Here is a 19,351-nt window from a genome sequence, read left to right as displayed (position 1 = left end):
GCAGTTTCTCATCACTTAACTGCGGATTTACTGCGTTTCATGACCGATACATTCTCTTCGCAACGTTTCTCCATCGCCCCAATGCTGGACTGGACCGACCGTCACTGTCGCTATTTTCACCGTCAGCTGAGCGGCGACACGCTGCTGTACACCGAAATGGTGACCACCGGGGCCATCATCCACGGCAAAGGCGACTATCTGGCCTATAGCGAGGCGGAGCATCCGCTGGCGCTGCAGCTGGGCGGTAGCGATCCGGCTGCGCTGGCAACCTGTGCAAAGCTGGCAGAAGCGCGCGGATACGATGAGATCAACCTGAACGTCGGTTGTCCGTCCGATCGGGTACAGAACGGCCGTTTTGGCGCGTGCCTGATGGGTGAGGCGGCGCTGGTCGCGGACTGTATCAAAGCGATGCGCGATGTGGTCAGCATTCCGGTCACGGTGAAAACCCGCATCGGTATTGACGACCAGGATAGCTACGCCTTCCTGTGCGATTTTGTCGGCACCGTGGCGCAGCAGGGCGGTTGTGATACGTTCATTATTCATGCGCGTAAAGCGTGGCTATCGGGTCTCAGCCCGAAAGAGAACCGTGAAATTCCACCGCTCGACTATCCGCGCGTGTATCAGCTGAAGCGGGATTTCCCGGCGCTGACCATAGCCATTAACGGCGGCGTTAAGACGCTCGATGAGGCCAAAGCGCATCTGCAGCACCTGGACGGCGTGATGATGGGGCGCGAGGCCTATCAAAATCCCGGCATTCTGGCGCAGGTTGATCGCCAGCTGTTTGGCCGCGAGACACCGGTGGCCGATCCGGTCGCCGTGGTGCGTTCCATGTACCCTTACATCGAAGCCGAACTGGCACAGGGCACCTATCTGGGACACATTACGCGCCACATGCTGGGCCTGTTCCAGGGCATTCCCGGCGCGCGCCAGTGGCGCCGTCATCTGAGCGAAAATGCCCACAAACCGGGCGCAGACGTCCGCGTGCTGGAAGCGGCGCTGGCGCTGGTGGCTGACCGCATCGTGCAGGAAGCCTGATCCCGCGAGCGGGCCTGGTCAGGCTGGCAGGACGGTTTAAACCGCACGGTTTCGTCGTGCGGTTTTTAATTCACCAGCAGTTAGTCAATTTCACCAAATCAACGTCCCCTCCGTCTTGCATCTAAGCGATAATTCAATGGCTTAGCGATCGTTACGACCTGGCACGTATCTTGTAATACCTTCTGCATTACTGATACAGGAGAGCGCTCGTGGAAATATTATTCGTTATCGGCTTTTTTATGATGCTGCTGCTGACAGGCGTATCGCTGCTGGGCGTGATCGCCGCGCTGCTGGTGGCCACGGTGGTGATGTTTCTCGGTGGGCTGTTTGCGCTTGTTATAAAATTGTTGCCGTGGCTGGTGCTGGCGGTGGTCGCCGTGTGGCTGTATCGCGCATTTACCACGCCGCAGGGAGAAGTGAAACTTAACCGGCTGAAAAGGAAAATCAGCGACTTAGAGAAGAGAAGCTGGCGCTAAATGCGGTTACGATCACAGAGTTGGTGATTGCTTAGTACGAATTCGCAATTAAACATATTTTTTACTTATGTTTTCTGTCAGGATAGGTAAAGAAATTCAGACGAATTCATCGCCGCTGTCCCTACACCAGCGCGAACTATAAAAAAGAAGAAAAGGGCTTCCTTCGGGAAGCCCTTCATCATTTCTGCTATCAGGGAATCAACAGGCTGGAACCCTGAGTGGCACGACTCTCCAGCACCTGATGCGCACGCACTGCATCGCTCAGGGCAAATTTCTGCTGCTCCGGCACGTTAAGCTGAATAGCGCGGCTGGCGATAAGCGAAAACAGTTCGCCGCTGGCGCGATCGAGCTCTTCACGGTTGGTGATATAGCCAAACAGGGATGGGCGGGTGACAAACAGCGAGCCTTTCTTGTTGAGAATGCCGAGGTCAACGCCGGTCACCGGGCCGGAGGCATTACCAAAGCTCACCATCAGGCCGTGGCGGCGCAGGCTGTCGAGGGAGGGTTCCCAGGTATCTTTGCCCACTGAGTCGTACACTACCGCCACTTTTTCACCGTTGGTCAGTTCGCTGACGCGCTGGGCGATATCCTCTTCGCGATAATTGATGGTGGCCCAGGCACCGGCATCTTTGGCGATCTGCGCTTTCTCCGCAGAACCGACGGTGCCAATCAAATGCGCGCCCAGCGCTTTCGCCCACTGGCAGGCAATCAGGCCCACGCCGCCCGCGGCGGCATGAAACAGGAAAATTTCATCGGCTTTTACTTTGTACGTCTGACGCAGCAGATACTGCACCGTCAGGCCCTTGAGGAAGGAGGCCGCAGCCTGCTCAAAGCTGATGCTGTCCGGCAGAATCACCAGCCGATCTTCCGCCACATTGTGCAGCTCGCTGTAGGCGCCCAGCGCGGCCTGGCAGTACACCACGCGATCGCCCGGCTTGAAACGCGAAACCGCGCTGCCCACTTTTTTCACGATGCCTGCCGCTTCAGTGCCCAGGCCGGACGGCAGCGAGGAGACCGGATACAATCCGCTGCGCACGTAGGTATCGATGTAGTTAATACCAATCGCCTTGTTCTCCACCTGAACTTCATGGTCGGCGGGATCGGCTAGTGTGAAATCGACCCATTGCAATACTTCCGGGCCGCCGTGCTGGTTGAACTGAATTCGCTTTGCCATTCTGACTCCTGTGATTGTTCATCCTGGGACGGTATACTTGCGCGTCCCTTTCACGATCGGTAATGCATTCACTATGGCAGGAAATAAACCCACCAACAAATCGAACGAACCCCGCGATCGGCAGCTCGAAGGCGTGAAAATGCCGCCGCACTCTCTCGAAGCGGAGCAGTCGGTGCTCGGTGGGTTGATGCTGGATAACGAACGCTGGGATAACGTCTCCGAGCGCGTGGTCGCGGAAGATTTCTTCAACCGCTCGCACCGCATGATTTTCTCCGAAATGCAGCGCCTGCTGGAAGCCGGTCAGCCTATCGATCTGATCACCCTGTCAGAGTCGCTGGAAACGCGCGGTGAGCTGGAGATGGCGGGCGGCTTTGCCTATCTGGCCGAGCTGGCAAAAAATACTCCAAGTGCGGCAAACCTCGGTGCTTATGCCGACATCGTGCGTGAACGTGCGGTAGTGCGTGAGATGATTTCGGTGGCCAATCAGATCGCTGACGCCGGTTACGATCCGCAGGGCCGCAGTAGCGAAGAGCTGCTGGATTTCGCTGAATCCAACGTTTTTAAAATTGCCGAACAGCGCGCCAATAAGGATGAAGGCCCGCAAAATATCGAGCAAATCCTCGAAGCGACGGTATCGCGCATTGAAGCGCTGGTGTCAACGCCGCACGATGGCGTGACCGGCGTCGATACCGGCTATCAGGATCTCAACAAGAAAACCGCCGGTCTGCAGGGCTCAGATCTGATCATTGTCGCGGCGCGTCCGTCGATGGGTAAAACCACTTTCGCCATGAACCTGTGCGAAAACGCCGCCATGCTGACAGACAAACCGGTGCTGATTTTCAGTCTCGAGATGCCCAGCGAACAGCTGATGATGCGTATGCTGGCCTCGCTGTCGCGCGTTGATCAGACGCGCATCCGTACTGGTCAGCTGGAGGATGAAGACTGGGCGCGCATCTCGGCCACCATGGGCATCCTGTTAGAAAAGAAGAACATGTTCATCGATGACTCGTCCGGCCTGACGCCAACCGAAGTGCGTTCACGCGCGCGCCGCGTGTTCCGTGAAAACGGCGGCCTGAGCATGATCATGATCGACTACCTGCAGCTGATGCGCGTACCGGCGCTCTCCGACAACCGTACGCTGGAGATTGCCGAGATCTCACGCTCGCTTAAAGCGCTGGCGAAAGAGCTTAATGTACCGGTGGTGGCGCTGTCGCAGCTTAACCGCTCGCTGGAGCAGCGCGCCGATAAGCGTCCGGTTAACTCGGATCTGCGTGAATCGGGCTCGATCGAGCAGGATGCGGACCTGATCATGTTCATCTATCGTGACGAGGTATATCACGAAAACAGCGATCTGAAAGGCATCGCCGAGATCATCATTGGTAAACAGCGTAACGGTCCGATCGGCACAGTACGTCTGACGTTCAACGGCCAGTGGTCACGCTTTGATAACTACGCCGGACCGCAATACGACGACGAATAATCGCGCTTCCACAGTTGCATGCACGATTTGTGCATGCATTTCACGTCATCAGAAAATAGTGTTGGACAACCTCGTCAATTATCAGGTTATCTGTAGCAAAGCGAATCCTATAACGCTGTGGACACAGAATGACTCAGGTAGACGATTACGACCTTAAGATACTGACACTACTACAATCTAACGGCCGCCTTACCAACCAGGAACTCAGTGATTTAGTCGGACTTTCGGCGTCGCAATGTTCACGCCGGCGCATTAATCTCGAACAGGCAAATCTTATTCTCGGCTATCACGCGCGGCTCTCGCCGGACGCGGTAGGGCTGGGTATGGTCGGCTTGATCGAGGTGCGACTAAAAAATCACACGCCCGATTACGAAGAGAGTTTTCACCGCATGGTGGAGCAGGAAGCGGCGATTGTCGACGCGTTCAAAACCACTGGTGACGCCGACTATCTGTTAAAAGTCGCGGTGGCCGATTTAGCGGCGCTGAGCGCGCTGATCAGTCAGCTCGTCGCTGGCCATCAAAGCGTGGCCCACGTGAAAACCTCGGTGGTACTCAACCGTTTAAAAGAGAACGGCTTGATGATGATCCCCGAGCACAAAATGCGCCAAAAGAGTGCATGATGTGCCAGTGTGGTGCAGATTTGTGCCGTTTTTCGCGCAAAGCGCGCACCAGAAACCGAATTTGTGCATGAATCGATTATTTTACAGCAGATTGATGCACATAAACCTGCAATAAAGCGCCTTAGTTATCAATTGGATAATCGCTGGCACCCATCGGCGGCGACAGGAAGCCGCCGATGTGGTGCGTTTTTTGCAAATGAACGCCATCATTTGCAAAGAGATCGCGCCATGGATAACGCTGTACAACCTTCCCGCATTCCCCACACCCGTACAGAAGATGCGCTGGCTATCGTGCTTGGCACGCTGATGGTGTCGTTTGGCGTCATTTTGCTGAAACAGGCGGGCGCGCTGACCGGCGGTACGGCGGGCGTGGCTTTTCTCATCAGCTACCTGTCGCCGCTCTCGTTCGGCAGCGCCTTCTTTCTGATTAACCTGCCGTTTTACTGGCTGGCCATTCGTCGCATGGGCTGGGAATTTACCCTGAAAACCTTCTGTGCGGTGGGGCTGGTATCGCTGTTCACCCATTTGCACCCGCTGTTTATCCATTTTTCTGCGCTAAATCCGTTTTATGCGACATTGTTCGGTAACGTGGTGATGGGGATTGGGTTTATAGTGTTGTTTCGTCACAAAGCCAGCCTCGGTGGTATCAATATTCTGGCGCTCTGGCTGCAGGATCGCTCTGGTCTGCGCGCCGGCAAACTGCAAATGGCGCTGGATACCTGTGTGGTACTGGCCTCGCTTTTTGTGGTATCGCTGCCGATGCTGCTGGCCTCCATCGCCGGCGCGGTGATGCTCAATCTCATCATCGCCATGAATCACCGTCCCGGCCGCTATTTTGTTTGATGACGTCGACCCACACATTTATGAATAATCATGGAGATCTGCACCGTGTTTCAAAACGTTGATGCCTATGCTGGCGATCCGATTCTGTCGCTGATGGAAACCTTCAAACAGGACCCGCGTGACCACAAGGTGAATCTGAGCATCGGCCTCTATTACAACGAAGCTGGCATCATTCCTCAGCTGCAGGCGGTGGCCGCCGCGGAAGAGCGTTTGCAGGCGCAGCCACATCAGGCTTCGCTCTATCTGCCAATGGAAGGGCTGGGTCCGTATCGTAACGCCATTGCGCCGCTGCTGTTTGGTAAAGAGCACCCGATGCTGCAGGCGGGGCGCATTGCTTCCATCCAGACGCTGGGCGGATCCGGTGCGCTGAAAGTGGGCGCAGATTTCCTGAAGCGTTACTTCCCGGACGCCAGCGTATGGGTCAGCGATCCGACATGGGAAAACCATGTGGCGATCTTTAACGGTGCCGGTTTTAACGTTAACACCTACCCGTGGTACGACGACGCCACCAACGGCGTGAAGTTCGATGCATTCATCGCCAAACTGAAAACGCTGCCGAAGCAATCCATCGTGTTGCTGCATCCGTGCTGCCACAACCCGACCGGTGCGGATCTGACCAACGCGCAGTGGGATCAAACCGTTGAGGTCCTGAAAGCGCAGGAGCTGATTCCGTTCCTCGATATCGCCTACCAGGGCTTTGGTGCCGGTATGGAAGAGGACGCTTACGCGATTCGCGTGATTGCCGCGGCGGGCCTGCCAGCGCTGGTGAGTAACTCCTTCTCGAAAATCTTCTCGCTGTACGGTGAGCGCGTTGGCGGCCTGTCGATTGTCTGCGACAGCGCAGAAGAGTCGGCACGCGTGCTGGGTCAGCTGAAAGCGACCGTACGTCGCAACTACTCCAGCCCGCCGAACTTCGGTGCTCAGGTGGTTTCCTGCGTGCTGAACGACGAAGCGCTGCTCAACAACTGGCTGGCGGAAGTGGAAGCGATGCGCCTGCGCATCATCGAAATGCGCCAGGTGCTGGTCAATGTGCTGAACAGTAAACTGCCCGGCAAAAACTTTGATTATCTGCTGAAACAGCGCGGCATGTTCAGCTACACCGGCCTGAGCGCGCAGCAGGTAGACCGCCTGCGCGAAGAGTTCGGCGTGTACCTGATCGCCAGCGGCCGCATGTGTGTCGCCGGTCTCAACAGCCGCAACGTCAATCAGGTAGCTGAGGCGTTTGCTGCCGTAATGTAACCGATGCGGTGCCTGTCAGCCCGCGGCTGGCAGGCACCCGTTTCAGTCATCCACGCATTGTCTGTTCCCGCTGTACCTTCTGCCGCACCCCGCTTTTCCACGCTTCTCTTTGCCGGCCATGCTGGCTGGTGGCCGCATTCCGCATGGGTATAACACCTTAACTCCGGGTAATCGGGACGGGTCTTGTGTGTTCCTGTTAGTGAGGGCGCTATTTTTTGCCGGCGCGCTTTGGCGCACTGCCAGAGCGCTCGCCAATCACAATAAGGAACCGCCCATGAGCTATTTCCCCTCCGCACTGAAACCCCTCTGCATTGCCATGACGCTGGCGCTCGCACTGCCTGCTGCGGCCGTTGAGCTGACGCGTGATAACGGCGCGCCGGTCGGCGATAACCAGAATTCACAAACTGCCGGTGCCAATGGCCCGGTGCTGTTACAGGACGTGCAGCTGATTCAAAAGCTGCAGCGCTTTGATCGTGAACGTATTCCGGAACGTGTGGTGCACGCGCGTGGCACCGGCGCGCACGGTGAATTTCGCGCCAGCAAAGATATCAGCGATCTGACTATCGCTGAGGTGTTTAAACCGGGAACGGTAACGCCGGTCTTCGTGCGCTTCTCCAGCGTGGTGCACAGCAAGCATTCGCCGGAAACGCTGCGCGATCCGCGTGGTTTTGCCACCAAATTCTATACCAGCCAGGGCAACTGGGATCTGGTTGGCAACAACCTGCCGGTATTCTTCATCCGCGATGCGATCAAGTTCCCTGATATGGTGCACGCGTTTAAACCGGATCCGCGCACTAACCTCGATAACGATGCGCGCACCTTCGATTTCTTCTCCCACGTACCGGAAGCCACGCACGCGCTCACCATGCTGTTCTCCAACATGGGCACGCCGGCGAGCTATCGGGAAATGGACGGTAACAGCGTGCACGCCTACAAATTTGTGAACAGCAAAGGCGAAGTGCACTACGTGAAGTTTCACTGGAAAACGCTGCAGGGCGAACGCAACCTCGATCCGGCTGAATCGGCAGCGATCCAGGGCCGCAGCTACAGCCACATGACAGAAGATCTGGTGGCGGCGATTAACCGCAAAGCGTTTCCGAAGTGGGATCTCTACATTCAGACCATTAAAGCCAGCGAACTGGATAAGTTCGATTTCAATCCGCTCGACTCCACCAAAATCTGGCCGAACGTGCCCGAGGTGAAAGTGGGGCAGATGGTGCTGAATCGCAACGTCGACAACTTCTTCCAGCAAACCGAGCAGGTGGCAATGGCGCCGTCCAATCTGGTGCCGGGCATTGAGCCGTCTGAAGATCGCCTGCTGCAGGGCCGCCTGTTCTCTTATGCTGACACCCAACTGTACCGCGTGGGCACTAACGGCCTTAGCCTGCCGGTCAACGCGCCGCGCGTACCGGTCAGCAACGGCAATCAGGATGGCCTGATGGATAGCGGTAACGCCGATGACAAGGGCGTTAATTACCAGCCAAGCCGCATCTATCCGCGTGAAGAGCTGCAAAGCGCGCGTTACAGCCATACGCCGCTTAGCGGCAGTACGCAGCAGGCGATAATCGCCAAACCGCAGAATTTCCGCCAGGCAGGGGAGCTGTATCGTTCCTTTAACGCGAAAGAGCGGGGCGATCTGATCACCTCGCTCGGTGGCGCGCTGAAAAGCGCCGACGCGCAAAGCCGGCTGGCGATGCTCTCGTTCTTTTATAAGGCCGATAGCGAGTACGGCACGCGTCTGGCGGCGGTAACGCAGGACGATATCACCACGGTAAAAGCGCTGGCTGACAAGCTGAGCGACTGATGTGCCGGCGGCAGAGCAAGCGCTCTGCCGCTTTTTCCCGCTGAAGGGTTTACCTTTCGCCGACATGCTGCACACTTAAGTAAACGGTTTAACCCAGGAATGTGGCATGTGGCAGCAACAAACTCTCACGCTGAGCGCGAAGGCGCGCGGCTTTCATCTGATCACCGACGAAATTGTCGGCCAGCTTAAGGGCTTAACGGACCTGCGCATCGGCCAGCTGCATCTGCTGTTGCAGCACACCTCAGCGTCGCTGACGCTCAATGAAAATTGCGATCCTACGGTGCGCAGCGACATGGAGCAGCACTTTCTGCGGCACGTTCCAGAGGATGCGCCCTATCAGCACGACTATGAAGGCGCTGAAGATATGCCGGCGCACATCAAATCGTCACTGCTTGGCGTATCGCTGCTGATCCCGGTCAGCCGCGGCAAACTGCTGCTCGGCACCTGGCAGGGGATCTGGCTGGGTGAACATCGGGTACACGGCGGCGCGCGGCGCATCGTCGCCACCTTACAAGGGGAATAAAACATGAACACGTCGGATTTACTGACCTACTGCATGAGCAAACCGGGCGCTTCACAAAGTTATAAAGATGAGTGGGACGCAACCCAGGTGAAGAGCGATGGCGTGCTGTTTGCCATGGTGCATGACGTTGAAGGGCGACCGGCGTTGTCGCTGAAGACCTCGCCCGCGCTGGCGGAGTTATTGCGCGATGAACACCACGATGTGTTTCCCAGTGAACATCTCAATAAGTCGCACTGGAGCACGCTGTGGCTGGATGGATCGCTGAAAGATTCGCAGATTTACTATCTGGTTGATGCGTCATGGCAACAGGCTGACGCCACGCGCGCGGCGGGCGTCAGCCATGATGATGAGACGCGCTGATTAAGCCGCAGACTCTTCACGCAGGGTGTTGATATCAATCACGAAGCGATACTTCACGTCGCTTTTCAGCATGCGCTCGTAGGCGTCGTTGATTTGGTTCATGGCGATCAGCTCGATATCCGAAGTGATACCGTGCTTGCCGCAGAAATCCAGCATCTCCTGGGTTTCAGCGATACCGCCAATCAGTGAACCGGCAATGCTGCGACGCTTGAGGATCAGGTTAAACACCTGCGGTGCCGGGTGATCGTGCTCCGGCGCGCCAACCAGCGTCATGTTGCCGTCGCGCTTCAGCAGGGCGATAAACGGGTTGAGATCGTGCTGCGCGGCGACGGTATTTAAGATGAAGTCGAAGCTGTTGGCGTGCTGCGCCATCTGGTCAGCATCTTTCGAAATCACCACTTCGTCAGCGCCGAGGCGTTTGCCATCTTCAATTTTTGACGGTGACGTGGTGAACAGCACCACGTGCGCGCCCATCGCATGCGCGATCTTCACCCCCATATGGCCGAGGCCGCCCAGACCGACGATACCAACTTTTTTGCCGGGACCGACATTCCAGTGACGCAGCGGGGAATAGGTGGTTATACCGGCGCACAGCAGCGGCGCAACGCCCGCCAGATCGAGGTTTTCCGGTACGCGCAGCACAAAGCTTTCATCAACCACCATGCTGGTGGAGTAGCCGCCGTAGGTGATGGCGCCGGTTTCACGATCCTGGCCGTTGTAAGTGCCAACAAAGCCGTTTTCACAGTACTGCTCGAGTCCTTCCTGACAGCTTGGGCAGCTGCGGCAGGAGTCGACCATACAGCCGACGCCGACTAAATCGCCCACTTTATATTGGTGAGTGTGCGCGCCAACGGCGGTGACGCGACCCACGATTTCATGGCCTGGCACCACCGGGAATACGGTGTTGCGCCATTCGTTGCGCGCCTGGTGCAGGTCCGAGTGGCAGACGCCACAGTACAACACTTCAATCTGCACATCATGAGCGCGCAGTTCGCGCGGCTTATAATCGAACGGGGCGAGTTTGGCTTTCGCGTCCTGTGCGGCATAGGCATGCGTAATATTCATGGTGTCTCCAGTCAGATGTGTCGTGAGTATTTTTTGCGAGGGGTCCGTTCAGTGATGACACTGAAGGACAGAGGCGCGTCAGCGGCGCCAAAAAGGAACGCAGTAAGAATAGTCAGCGGGACGCGATGCGTATATGCCTGAAGTTGTCTGTTTCTTGCCTGTTTCTGCATTTGCTAAGGCATTCAGACAATGGCACCGGCTGGCGAGTAACCGGAGCGGTAAGCCGTGGCGAGATCAGAAAAAACGCGCCGCAACAGCGGGTGCGGCGCGTTAAACCTACTTTTTCAGCATCGGCTTGAGGAAGCGTGCAGTATGCGATTTTTCGCACTGTGCAACGGTTTCCGGCGTGCCGGCCACCAGAATTTCACCGCCGCCGCTGCCGCCTTCCGGACCGAGATCGACAATCCAGTCAGCGGTTTTGATCACGTCAAGGTTGTGCTCAATCACCACGATGGTATTGCCCTGATCGCGCAGCTGATGCAGTACTTCCAGCAGCTGCTGGATGTCGGCAAAATGCAGGCCGGTGGTCGGTTCATCGAGAATGTACAGCGTCTGACCGGTACCGCGCTTCGACAGCTCACGCGCCAGCTTAACGCGCTGCGCTTCACCGCCGGACAGCGTGGTTGCCGACTGGCCAAGACGAATGTACGACAGACCGACATCAATCAGCGTCTGCAGCTTACGCGCCAGCGCAGGTACCGCATCAAAGAACTCACGCGCCTCTTCGATGGTCATCTCCAGCACTTCGTGAATGCTCTTGCCTTTGTATTTAATCTCCAGCGTTTCGCGGTTATAGCGTTTGCCTTTGCACTGATCGCACGGTACATAAATGTCAGGCAGGAAGTGCATTTCGACCTTAATCACGCCGTCGCCCTGACAGGCTTCACAGCGGCCGCCGCGCACGTTAAAGCTGAAGCGGCCCGGATTGTAGCCGCGCGAACGCGCTTCCGGCACGCCGGCAAACAGTTCACGTACCGGGGTAAAAATCCCGGTGTAGGTGGCCGGGTTTGAGCGCGGCGTCCGGCCGATCGGGCTCTGATCGATGTCGATCACTTTATCGAAGTGCTCCAGCCCGGCGATCTCGCGATACGGCGCAGCTTCACCGCTGGTGGCACCATTCAACTGGCGCTGCGCAATCGGGAACAGCGTATCGTTAATCAGCGTTGATTTGCCGGAACCGGACACGCCGGTGATACAGGTAAACAGCCCAACCGGAACCGTCAGCGTGACATCCTTCAGGTTATTACCGCGCGCGCCGCTCAGTTTCAGTACTTTGGACGGATCGCCTTTCACCCGCTCTGCCGGCACCGCGATTTCACGCTTGCCGCTGAGGAACTGACCGGTGAGAGAATCTTCGTGCGCCATGATGGCATGCACATCGCCCTCGGCTACCACCTGGCCGCCGTGCACGCCAGCGCCCGGACCGATATCAATAATATGGTCAGCGGCGCGAATCGCGTCTTCATCATGCTCAACCACGATCACGGTATTACCGAGATCGCGCAGGTGAATCAGCGTCGACAGCAGGCGCTCGTTGTCGCGCTGATGCAGACCGATGGACGGTTCATCCAGTACGTACATGACGCCAACCAGACCGGCACCAATCTGGCTCGCCAGACGAATACGCTGTGCTTCACCGCCGGACAGCGTTTCCGCTGAACGCGACATCGACAGATAATTCAGGCCGACGTTGACCAGGAAGCTCAGACGGTCGCCAATTTCCTTCAGCACTTTCTCGGCGATTTTGGCGCGCTGGCCGCTCAGCTTCAGATTGCGGAAGAAGTCCATGGCGTGGCCGATGCTCATATCCGAGATGGTCGGCAGGTTGGTATCTTCCACGAACACATGGCGCGCTTCACGACGCAGGCGCGTCCCTTCGCAGCTGGCGCAGGCGCGGTTGCTGATAAACTTCGCCAGCTCTTCGCGCACCGCGTTGGATTCCGTCTCTTTGTAGCGGCGCTCCATGTTATGCAGCACGCCTTCGAACGGATGACGACGCACCGAGGTATCGCCGCGATCGTTGATATATTTGAACTCAATGTTCTCTTTGCCGGAGCCGTACAGAATCACTTCGCGCGCTTTGTCGCTCAGGCTATTGAACGGCGCTTCAACATCGAAATCCAGATGTTCCGCCAGCGAGCGCAGCATCTGGAAATAGTAGAAGTTACGGCGATCCCAGCCGCGAATGGCGCCACCGGCCAGCGACAGCTCCGGATTTTGAACCACGCGATCGGGATCGAAATATTGCTGAACGCCGAGGCCGTCACAGGTCGGGCAGGCACCGGCCGGGTTATTGAACGAGAACAGGCGCGGCTCCAGCTCACGCATGCTATAACCGCACACCGGGCAGGCAAAGTTAGCCGAGAACAGCATCTCTTCGGTATCGGGATCGTCCATATCCGCGACGATCGCCGTGCCGCCACTCAGTTCCAGCGTCGTTTCAAAGGATTCGGCCAGACGGGTCGCCAGATCGTCACGCACGCGGAAACGATCGATCACCACCTCAATGGTGTGTTTCTTCTGCAGCTCCAGCTTGGGTGGATCCGACAGATCGCACACTTCGCCATCGATACGTGCGCGGATGTAGCCCTGCGCCGCCAGATTTTCCAGCGTTTTGGTGTGCTCGCCTTTGCGATCTTTTACCACCGGCGCCAGCAGCATCAGGCGCCGACCCTCTTCCTGCGCCAGGACCTGATCGACCATCTGGCTGACGGTTTGTGCCGCCAGCGTGACGTTATGATCCGGACAGCGCGGCTCACCCACGCGGGCAAACAGCAGACGCAGATAGTCATGAATTTCAGTGATGGTGCCGACGGTCGAGCGCGGGTTGTGCGACGTCGATTTCTGCTCAATGGAAATGGCAGGCGACAGCCCCTCGATGTGGTCTACGTCCGGTTTCTCCATTAAGGAAAGAAACTGGCGCGCATAGGCAGAAAGCGATTCAACATAGCGGCGCTGGCCTTCGGCATACAGCGTATCAAACGCCAGCGAAGACTTACCGGAACCCGACAGACCGGTCACTACAATGAGCTTGTCGCGTGGGATGATCAGGTTGATATTCTTCAAATTATGGGTGCGAGCACCGCGGACTTCAATCTTATCCATTCACCTTTCCCGGATTAGGCAACGCTCGCCATGCCTTGCCAGCACGACCAGCAGAAACGCATCATTATGGCACAAAAAATAAACTGAATAAATATCCAGTGTTTTTGCTATCCTGTCACGGTCGAAAAACTGGAATCCCGCTCGAAAGTGGGAAGCGTCATTGTGACGTGATACAATTTTTCGCTTAGACTTTTAGCATCAACTCATCGGGAGACAGCAACATGGCCAGTCGTGGCGTAAACAAAGTGATTCTTGTCGGGAATCTGGGTCAGGATCCGGAAGTGCGCTACATGCCGAATGGTGGCGCGGTAGCCAACATTACGCTGGCCACGTCAGAGAGCTGGCGCGACAAGCAAACCGGTGAAAACAAAGAGATCACCGAATGGCACCGCGTCGTGCTGTTCGGCAAGCTGGCCGAAGTAGCCGGCGAATATCTGCGTAAAGGTTCGCAGGTCTACATTGAAGGCCAGCTGCGCACCCGTAAATGGCAGGACCAGAGCGGCCAGGACAAATACACCACCGAAGTGGTGGTGAACGTGGGCGGCACCATGCAAATGCTGGGTGGTCGTCAGCAGGGCGGCAACGGCGGTGGCGCACCCATGGGCGGCCAGGGCGGCGGCAACAATAACGGCTGGGGCCAGCCGCAGCAGCCGCAGGGTGGGGGTAACCAGTTCAGCGGCGGCGCGCAGCAGCGTCCACAGCAGCAGAGCGCACCGGCGAACAACGAACCACCAATGGATTTCGACGACGATATCCCGTTCTGATTGGCGTACCGATCAATGCGTTATCCAGCCCTCGCTTCTGCGAGGGTTTTTTTATGTCCTGATAAGCCGGCGATCAAACATAAACGGTAACGCTTTCACGCCCGGCAGATAGTCACTAAAGGCAGGATGAAGAGGGTTCAGAATGGCGTTGTTTTCCATCGGGATAATCGTGGAAGGTAGCATCAGCGCGGCACCTTCAGCGGATTGCAGCCAGCCGGTGCCGAGATCCATTGTCGACAGTGGCGCGGGATCATGACGCCAGTCCGGCGGTAAAAATGCTTCAGCAAGATAGGCAACTTCAGCATCCGGGATGTCGATACTGAATAAGGTGTACTCATCCAGCACCGACTCTCTTCCGATATGGACCAGCACTTCCAGTGCTGCGAGTGACACCGACGTGGCAACATAAACGGTGGGATAGCCTTTATGATTCCAGCGTCCACCATACTGTTTTGCCCCATAACCGGACCAGGCTTCAGCCGCATACTGGCTCTTCGTCAGCCGATAAAAAATCACGAGAAAACACCGTGCTCCAGACGGCCGATCAGATCGAGCACATCCAGCGCACCGCTCTCCGTCGTCAGTAAGGTGATGGGCGCAACATTGCCTAACCCTTTCACCGGTCGGCTCAGCCACTGGGTGGCCTCTTCTTTATTACCAGCAAAAAGCTGAACGGCGGCATCCATCACGCGGACGAAGCGGGCGACACGTTCACTCTCGTCGGGTGACAGACTTTTACCCGTGCTTTTACGACGGGCAATGTTGCGTTCATTAATCCCTGTGACCTTCATGATTTCGGCGCGCGTCATGGCCGACCAGTGACGGATATCATCAATGACGGCCACCGGCAAACCGGCTTCCAGCATACGCGTTAACTCAATACCACGTGGAGGCAGGCCTGCAACCCGCCACAGCGTGTTGTCATTGGCTCCAGGCTGAGGAATATAAGCTCGCATGTGAGAAACTCCATACAGACAAGTGTCATGCTCTATTATTGACACTTGTCAGATTATTTCAATAGCGCAACCCTTAATGCGCGCGCCACTCCCGCAGTAATTCTTCCGTGGTTTTAACCCGCACCGGATTGCCCGGCATGATCAAATCCGCCCACACCTCGTTGTGCTGATTAATAAGCTGCTGCGCTGACACATAAGTGCGATCGGCGGTAGTGTGCGCGTCGGCCGCCACGGTGATGTGATAGCCAAGGCTGGCCCCGACTTTGATGGTGGTATCGACACAATAATCTGTGGCGCAGCCGCAAATGACAAAACTTTCAATCTGATGCTGTTCAAGCTGCGCCGCGAGCCCGGTTTGCCAGAAGCTGTCGCAGGCGGTTTTGGTGATGTAAAGCGCGTCGGCGGGTTGTTCCAGTTCGGCGACTATTTGCCAGTCTGCGGAGTCAGCGGCTAAATCCGGCCCGCTATGCTGAATAAAAATGACCAGATCGGCGGCGGCCATCAGCTGATTAATGCGCGCGCAGCGTCCGGCGCGGTCGTAACGCGGCGTTGCCAGCACGCCATTTTGCATATCCACTACCATTACCACCCGTTGTGCCATTGTCGCCTCCTTTATAGGTCAGGCCCCAGTGTCGCGCTGAACGGGTAGGCGCGTAAAGCGATTGGGCTTTGCTTTTTTTGTGCGCGCCGCGCATGCTTACTGCCTGATAGCGTATGGAGGTGTGTGGTGACGGTGGTTCCCGAAGTCTTTCCCTGTGAGCAGGATCGTGCGCAGTTTCAGCACTTTGCTGAGCTGCCGGGCATTGAGCTTTATCAGGCGCACATCTCCCGCTACGCTTTTGAGCCCCATACCCACGAAGCCTTCGGGATTGGCACCATTGAATCCGGCGCGCAGCGCTTTCGCTACCGCGGCACCAATTATGTCGCGCCGGTGCATTCGCTGGTGATGATGAATCCCGATGAACTGCACACCGGTGAATCGGCCTGCGCCGAAGGCTGGCGTTATCGCATGATCTATATCGATCCGGCGGAGATGGATCGGCTGACCGGCGATCGCAACTGGTGGTTTAGCGATGCGCTGCGCACCGATGCGCGCCTGGCGCAACCTTTCTCCCACGCGCTGGCACAGATGTGGCAGGCGCAAAGTGCGCTGGAGCGGCAGGGCGCGCTGCTGGATCTGCTGGAGTGGCTGCGTCCGCTGGCGCAGCAGGGCGTCGCGCGGCCGCGCGAAGGCGCCCACCGGTTTGATGTGGTAAAAGCCTGGCTGCGCGATAATCTGGCAGAGCCGGTGCGGCTGGAGGAGCTGGCGGCGCTGGTATCGCTGTCGCCGTGGCATTTTCTGCGCAGTTTCAAACAACACTTTCACGTTACTCCCCATCAAATGCTGATGGCCTTCCGCCTGTTCGAAGCCAAACAGCGGCTGGCGCAGGGCGAGAGCGCCGCGAGCGTGGCGGCGGCGGTTGGCCTCACCGACCAGGCGCATCTGACGCGGGCGTTTGCCCATCGCTACGGCATCACGCCGGGACGCTATCAAAAGCAGGTGTTCAGCGGACGTTAACCGCAATCTGCTACAAGCCTTTCACCTTTTCCTGCGCCACACTGTGGCGGATTAAAGATAAAGGAAAGGTGTATGTTTGCAGGAATAGTGTTTGCCCTCGCGGCGGGGCTGATGTGGGGCATGATTTTTGTCGGGCCGCTGCTGATACCCGATTATCCGGGCACGTTGCAATCAGCGGGTCGCTATGTTGCCTTTGGTCTGGTGGTGCTGCCGCTGGCGTGGCTCAGCCGGCGCCGGCTAAAACAGCTGACGCGCCCGGACTGGACGGAGGCGGTGAAGCTGTCGCTGGTGGGCAATCTGCTCTATTACGCCTGCCTTGCCAGCGCGATTCAGCGCACCGGCGCACCGGTCTCCACCATGATCATCGGTACGCTGCCGGTGGTGATCACCGTCACCGCTAACCTCTGTTACGGCCATCTCGAAGGGCGCCTGCCATGGCGCCGGCTGATGCCCGCACTGGTCATCATTGCTGCCGGTCTGGGCTGCGTCAACGCGGCGGAACTGCACGGGCAGGGGCCGGCATTTGATCTCTGGGGCTACCTGAGTGGCCTGCTGCTGGCGGTGCTGGCAGTGGTGTGCTGGACCTGGTATCCGCTGCGCAATGCGCGCTGGCTGCGCGAACACCCTCAGCATAAACCGTCGAGCTGGGCCACCGCGCAGGGGCTGGTGACATTGCCGCTGGCGCTGGTGTTTTATGGGCTGGTGAGCCTGCAGATTCACTGGCAGCAGCCCGATTTCGCTTTGCCGTTCGGCCCGCAGCCGGCGCGCTTTATCTGGCTGATGCTGGCGATTGGTTTGTTGTGCTCATGGCTGGCGGCGCTGTGCTGGAATGCCGCCAGTCAGCGTTTGCCAACGGTGGTGATGGGGCCGCTCATCGTATTCGAAACGCTCTCTGGCCTGCTGTGGACCTTTATTTACCGCCAGAGCTGGCCACCGCTGCTCACCAGCATCGGTATCGGCTGTCTGATCGTTGGCGTGATCTATGCCATGCGCATTAAACCGCAGCGGCTGAGCGCACTTCCTTAACCCTGCCTCGCTGCTGAGTCATCCACTCAGCAGCGCTTTCCCCTGATATTTTAGGAATTTGACCAGCCGATAATCCCGCCTCAGTGACCTGATACTGGCCGCCACGCGCACGCTATATAACCGACCAGCGCTACGGCCGCCCGGTTTTCATTCTCTTCCGCTATAAAACTCCCTGCCGTCAGCGCGGTAAAAGGCCGACTCTCGCTGCCTTTTAGCGTTCCGGAGGGATAAAAAAAGCGCATATCGGGCAACAATTCGCCGGTTTAGCGCGTAAAAAACTCTTCGCCAGTCGGATTTTTACCCGGCTGTGGCACTGAAATTCCAGCGTGAGAAGCCACCTTAGCCTTAAGCGTTACCGGCATTGTTAAGAATGATTCCCAACAGCTGCCAGAAAAAAAGATTAAAGATGACGATGGATTTAAGCGCAGTATTTACCGTGGATAACCGTTCTTCGGCTTTATAGTTTAAACATCATAACGTTTTTGAACCGGAGTATTCCTGGTGTGGTTTAAGAGTTAGCCGACTAGCGCTGATCGCCAAAGCGATCATAAACGCAGCGGCCAGATCCAGTTTAAAACTGAGCCAATGTGTGAGCGGTTACACCGTGTTGTTCATTAACGCTTAACAGAATTGTCTGTGATCAGGTCTGATTATTAGTAATCGTGAAGTAATAGACTAAGCACCAATCTCACCAAAATGAGATTGGGCTAAGTCTAAATGGCTTGAAACGCGAGGCTTTTGCTGGTGTGAATCAATTTTACCGCAAAAAAGGAAGTGATTCCGTGATGGCATTCATCAGGAAAAAGTGGTTCGAATTGTTATGTAGCGAATGCCGAATTTAATGATCTTCATCTCTTCTGGTAAGAACAAATCTCAGCATTAAGTCATATAACATCGGCCTCAATGGTATTAGCGATTATCGGAACCGGAAGGGTAATGATAAACGCTACGGCTAATATCCAGTAAACGACAGCTGCGACGGGTACCGATGTCGAAAGTGGTTTGCAGGAAGTTGACCGCCTGACGCTTTTCATTCGTAGTGAAGAAGTTTTTCAGCACGCTTTGCAGCATCTCCTTGTCGGAGCTCAGGGTCTGCAGCTCGCGCGTAAGGTTCTGCAGTTTATCCTCCAACTCCTTGATTTTTCGACCCTCCTCTGAAGAAAGCCCGGAGAACTTCTTCTTCCAGCTATAGAAGGTGGCCTCGGAAATGCCCAGCTCCTCACAAATCTCCCTGACTTTCACTCCCGTTTCAGAAGCTTTAATGGCATTTGTGATTTGCTCTTCGCTATATCGTGACTTTCTCATAAATGCTCTTACCTTTCT

The 19,351-nt window shown here is 56.6% G+C and carries 18 protein-coding genes and 1 pseudogene; 12 read left to right on the top strand and 7 right to left on the bottom strand.

Going from position 1 to position 19,351, the window contains the following annotated elements:
- Positions 1 to 39: 39 nt before the first annotated feature.
- Complete coding sequence (dusA, locus tag AC6I79_RS18365; protein ID WP_132465722.1) at positions 40 to 1,035, top strand: tRNA dihydrouridine(20/20a) synthase DusA; 996 nt, start codon at positions 40 to 42, stop codon at positions 1,033 to 1,035.
- A 209-nt stretch (positions 1,036 to 1,244) separates the two neighbouring features.
- Positions 1,245 to 1,511 (top strand): envelope stress response protein PspG, encoded by a 267-nt coding sequence (gene pspG / locus AC6I79_RS18360; protein WP_058770016.1) that lies wholly within the window; start codon positions 1,245 to 1,247, stop codon positions 1,509 to 1,511.
- Positions 1,512 to 1,701: 190 nt separating this feature from the next.
- Here the strand turns inward: pspG and AC6I79_RS18355 are convergent, their stop codons facing one another.
- Positions 1,702 to 2,685, bottom strand: coding sequence for a quinone oxidoreductase (locus tag AC6I79_RS18355; RefSeq protein WP_058774935.1), 984 nt, complete (start codon positions 2,683 to 2,685; stop codon positions 1,702 to 1,704).
- A gap of 73 nt (positions 2,686 to 2,758) precedes the next feature.
- On the opposite strand from AC6I79_RS18355, the gene dnaB reads away from it, so the two are divergent.
- The 7 genes and pseudogenes from dnaB (at position 2,759) to AC6I79_RS18320 (ending at position 9,554) form a co-directional block, all read left to right on the top strand.
- A complete protein-coding gene (dnaB, locus tag AC6I79_RS18350) occupies positions 2,759 to 4,165 on the top strand; it encodes a replicative DNA helicase (protein ID WP_021507851.1) in 1,407 nt (468 codons plus the stop codon).
- A 128-nt stretch (positions 4,166 to 4,293) separates the two neighbouring features.
- Entirely contained in the window at positions 4,294 to 4,785 is a 492-nt protein-coding gene (locus tag AC6I79_RS18345; protein WP_132465725.1) for an Lrp/AsnC family transcriptional regulator, read from the top strand.
- A 228-nt stretch (positions 4,786 to 5,013) separates the two neighbouring features.
- A complete protein-coding gene (locus AC6I79_RS18340) occupies positions 5,014 to 5,628 on the top strand; it encodes a YitT family protein (RefSeq protein ID WP_021507849.1) in 615 nt (204 codons plus the stop codon).
- 45 nt (positions 5,629 to 5,673) lie between these two features.
- The gene (locus AC6I79_RS18335) at positions 5,674 to 6,867 is read left to right on the top strand and encodes an amino acid aminotransferase (RefSeq protein WP_031279758.1); all 1,194 of its coding nucleotides are present in this window, start codon (positions 5,674 to 5,676) and stop codon (positions 6,865 to 6,867) included.
- A 346-nt stretch (positions 6,868 to 7,213) separates the two neighbouring features.
- Positions 7,214 to 8,671 (top strand): annotated as a pseudogene (locus AC6I79_RS18330) (catalase); the annotation flags it as partial.
- 106 nt (positions 8,672 to 8,777) lie between these two features.
- Positions 8,778 to 9,194 carry a secondary thiamine-phosphate synthase enzyme YjbQ gene (locus AC6I79_RS18325; protein WP_159377384.1) on the top strand — a complete coding sequence of 139 codons (417 nt, stop codon included), beginning with the start codon at positions 8,778 to 8,780 and terminating at the stop codon, positions 9,192 to 9,194.
- A gap of 3 nt (positions 9,195 to 9,197) precedes the next feature.
- Positions 9,198 to 9,554 carry an MmcQ/YjbR family DNA-binding protein gene (locus tag AC6I79_RS18320; protein WP_021507845.1) on the top strand — a complete coding sequence of 119 codons (357 nt, stop codon included), beginning with the start codon at positions 9,198 to 9,200 and terminating at the stop codon, positions 9,552 to 9,554.
- Here AC6I79_RS18320 and AC6I79_RS18315 read toward each other — a convergent pair whose 3' ends face one another.
- Positions 9,555 to 10,619, bottom strand: a complete 1,065-nt coding sequence (locus AC6I79_RS18315; RefSeq protein WP_150360494.1) for an NAD(P)-dependent alcohol dehydrogenase — start codon at positions 10,617 to 10,619, stop codon at positions 9,555 to 9,557.
- A 276-nt stretch (positions 10,620 to 10,895) separates the two neighbouring features.
- Positions 10,896 to 13,724, bottom strand: a complete 2,829-nt coding sequence (gene uvrA, locus AC6I79_RS18310; protein WP_021507843.1) for an excinuclease ABC subunit UvrA — start codon at positions 13,722 to 13,724, stop codon at positions 10,896 to 10,898.
- Positions 13,725 to 13,945: 221 nt separating this feature from the next.
- On the opposite strand from uvrA, the gene ssb1 reads away from it, so the two are divergent.
- Complete coding sequence (ssb1, locus tag AC6I79_RS18305) at positions 13,946 to 14,488, top strand: single-stranded DNA-binding protein SSB1 (RefSeq protein WP_021507842.1); 543 nt, start codon at positions 13,946 to 13,948, stop codon at positions 14,486 to 14,488.
- A gap of 51 nt (positions 14,489 to 14,539) precedes the next feature.
- Here the strand turns inward: ssb1 and AC6I79_RS18300 are convergent, their stop codons facing one another.
- The 3 genes from AC6I79_RS18300 to AC6I79_RS18290 all read right to left on the bottom strand — a co-directional run bounded on the left by AC6I79_RS18300 (position 14,540) and on the right by AC6I79_RS18290 (position 16,045).
- On the bottom strand, positions 14,540 to 15,004 hold the full coding sequence (locus AC6I79_RS18300; RefSeq protein WP_058774932.1) for an RES family NAD+ phosphorylase: 465 nt from the start codon (positions 15,002 to 15,004) through the stop codon (positions 14,540 to 14,542).
- On the bottom strand, positions 15,001 to 15,444 hold the full coding sequence (parS, locus tag AC6I79_RS18295; RefSeq protein ID WP_141496166.1) for a type II RES/Xre toxin-antitoxin system antitoxin: 444 nt from the start codon (positions 15,442 to 15,444) through the stop codon (positions 15,001 to 15,003). Before parS ends, AC6I79_RS18300 begins: the two co-directional genes overlap by 4 nt.
- 73 nt (positions 15,445 to 15,517) lie before the next feature.
- A complete protein-coding gene (locus AC6I79_RS18290; RefSeq protein WP_238561253.1) occupies positions 15,518 to 16,045 on the bottom strand; it encodes an isochorismatase family protein in 528 nt (175 codons plus the stop codon).
- 126 nt (positions 16,046 to 16,171) lie between these two features.
- Here AC6I79_RS18290 and AC6I79_RS18285 point away from each other — a divergent pair, with 126 nt between their 5' ends.
- Both AC6I79_RS18285 and AC6I79_RS18280 read left to right on the top strand, forming a co-directional pair.
- A complete protein-coding gene (locus tag AC6I79_RS18285; RefSeq protein WP_058757554.1) occupies positions 16,172 to 17,002 on the top strand; it encodes an AraC family transcriptional regulator in 831 nt (276 codons plus the stop codon).
- A gap of 72 nt (positions 17,003 to 17,074) precedes the next feature.
- Positions 17,075 to 18,028, top strand: coding sequence for a DMT family transporter (locus AC6I79_RS18280; RefSeq protein WP_159377382.1), 954 nt, complete (start codon positions 17,075 to 17,077; stop codon positions 18,026 to 18,028).
- Between the two features lie 909 nt (positions 18,029 to 18,937).
- Here AC6I79_RS18280 and AC6I79_RS18275 read toward each other — a convergent pair.
- On the bottom strand, positions 18,938 to 19,333 hold the full coding sequence (locus AC6I79_RS18275) for a transposase (RefSeq protein WP_031279757.1): 396 nt from the start codon (positions 19,331 to 19,333) through the stop codon (positions 18,938 to 18,940).
- Positions 19,334 to 19,351: the final 18 nt, after the last annotated feature.

It is taken from the genome of gamma proteobacterium symbiont of Scutellera amethystina, from assembly GCF_059730845.1.
The sequence above is the reverse complement of the archived record's forward strand: the minus strand, read 5'-3'. Positions and strand labels throughout refer to the sequence as shown.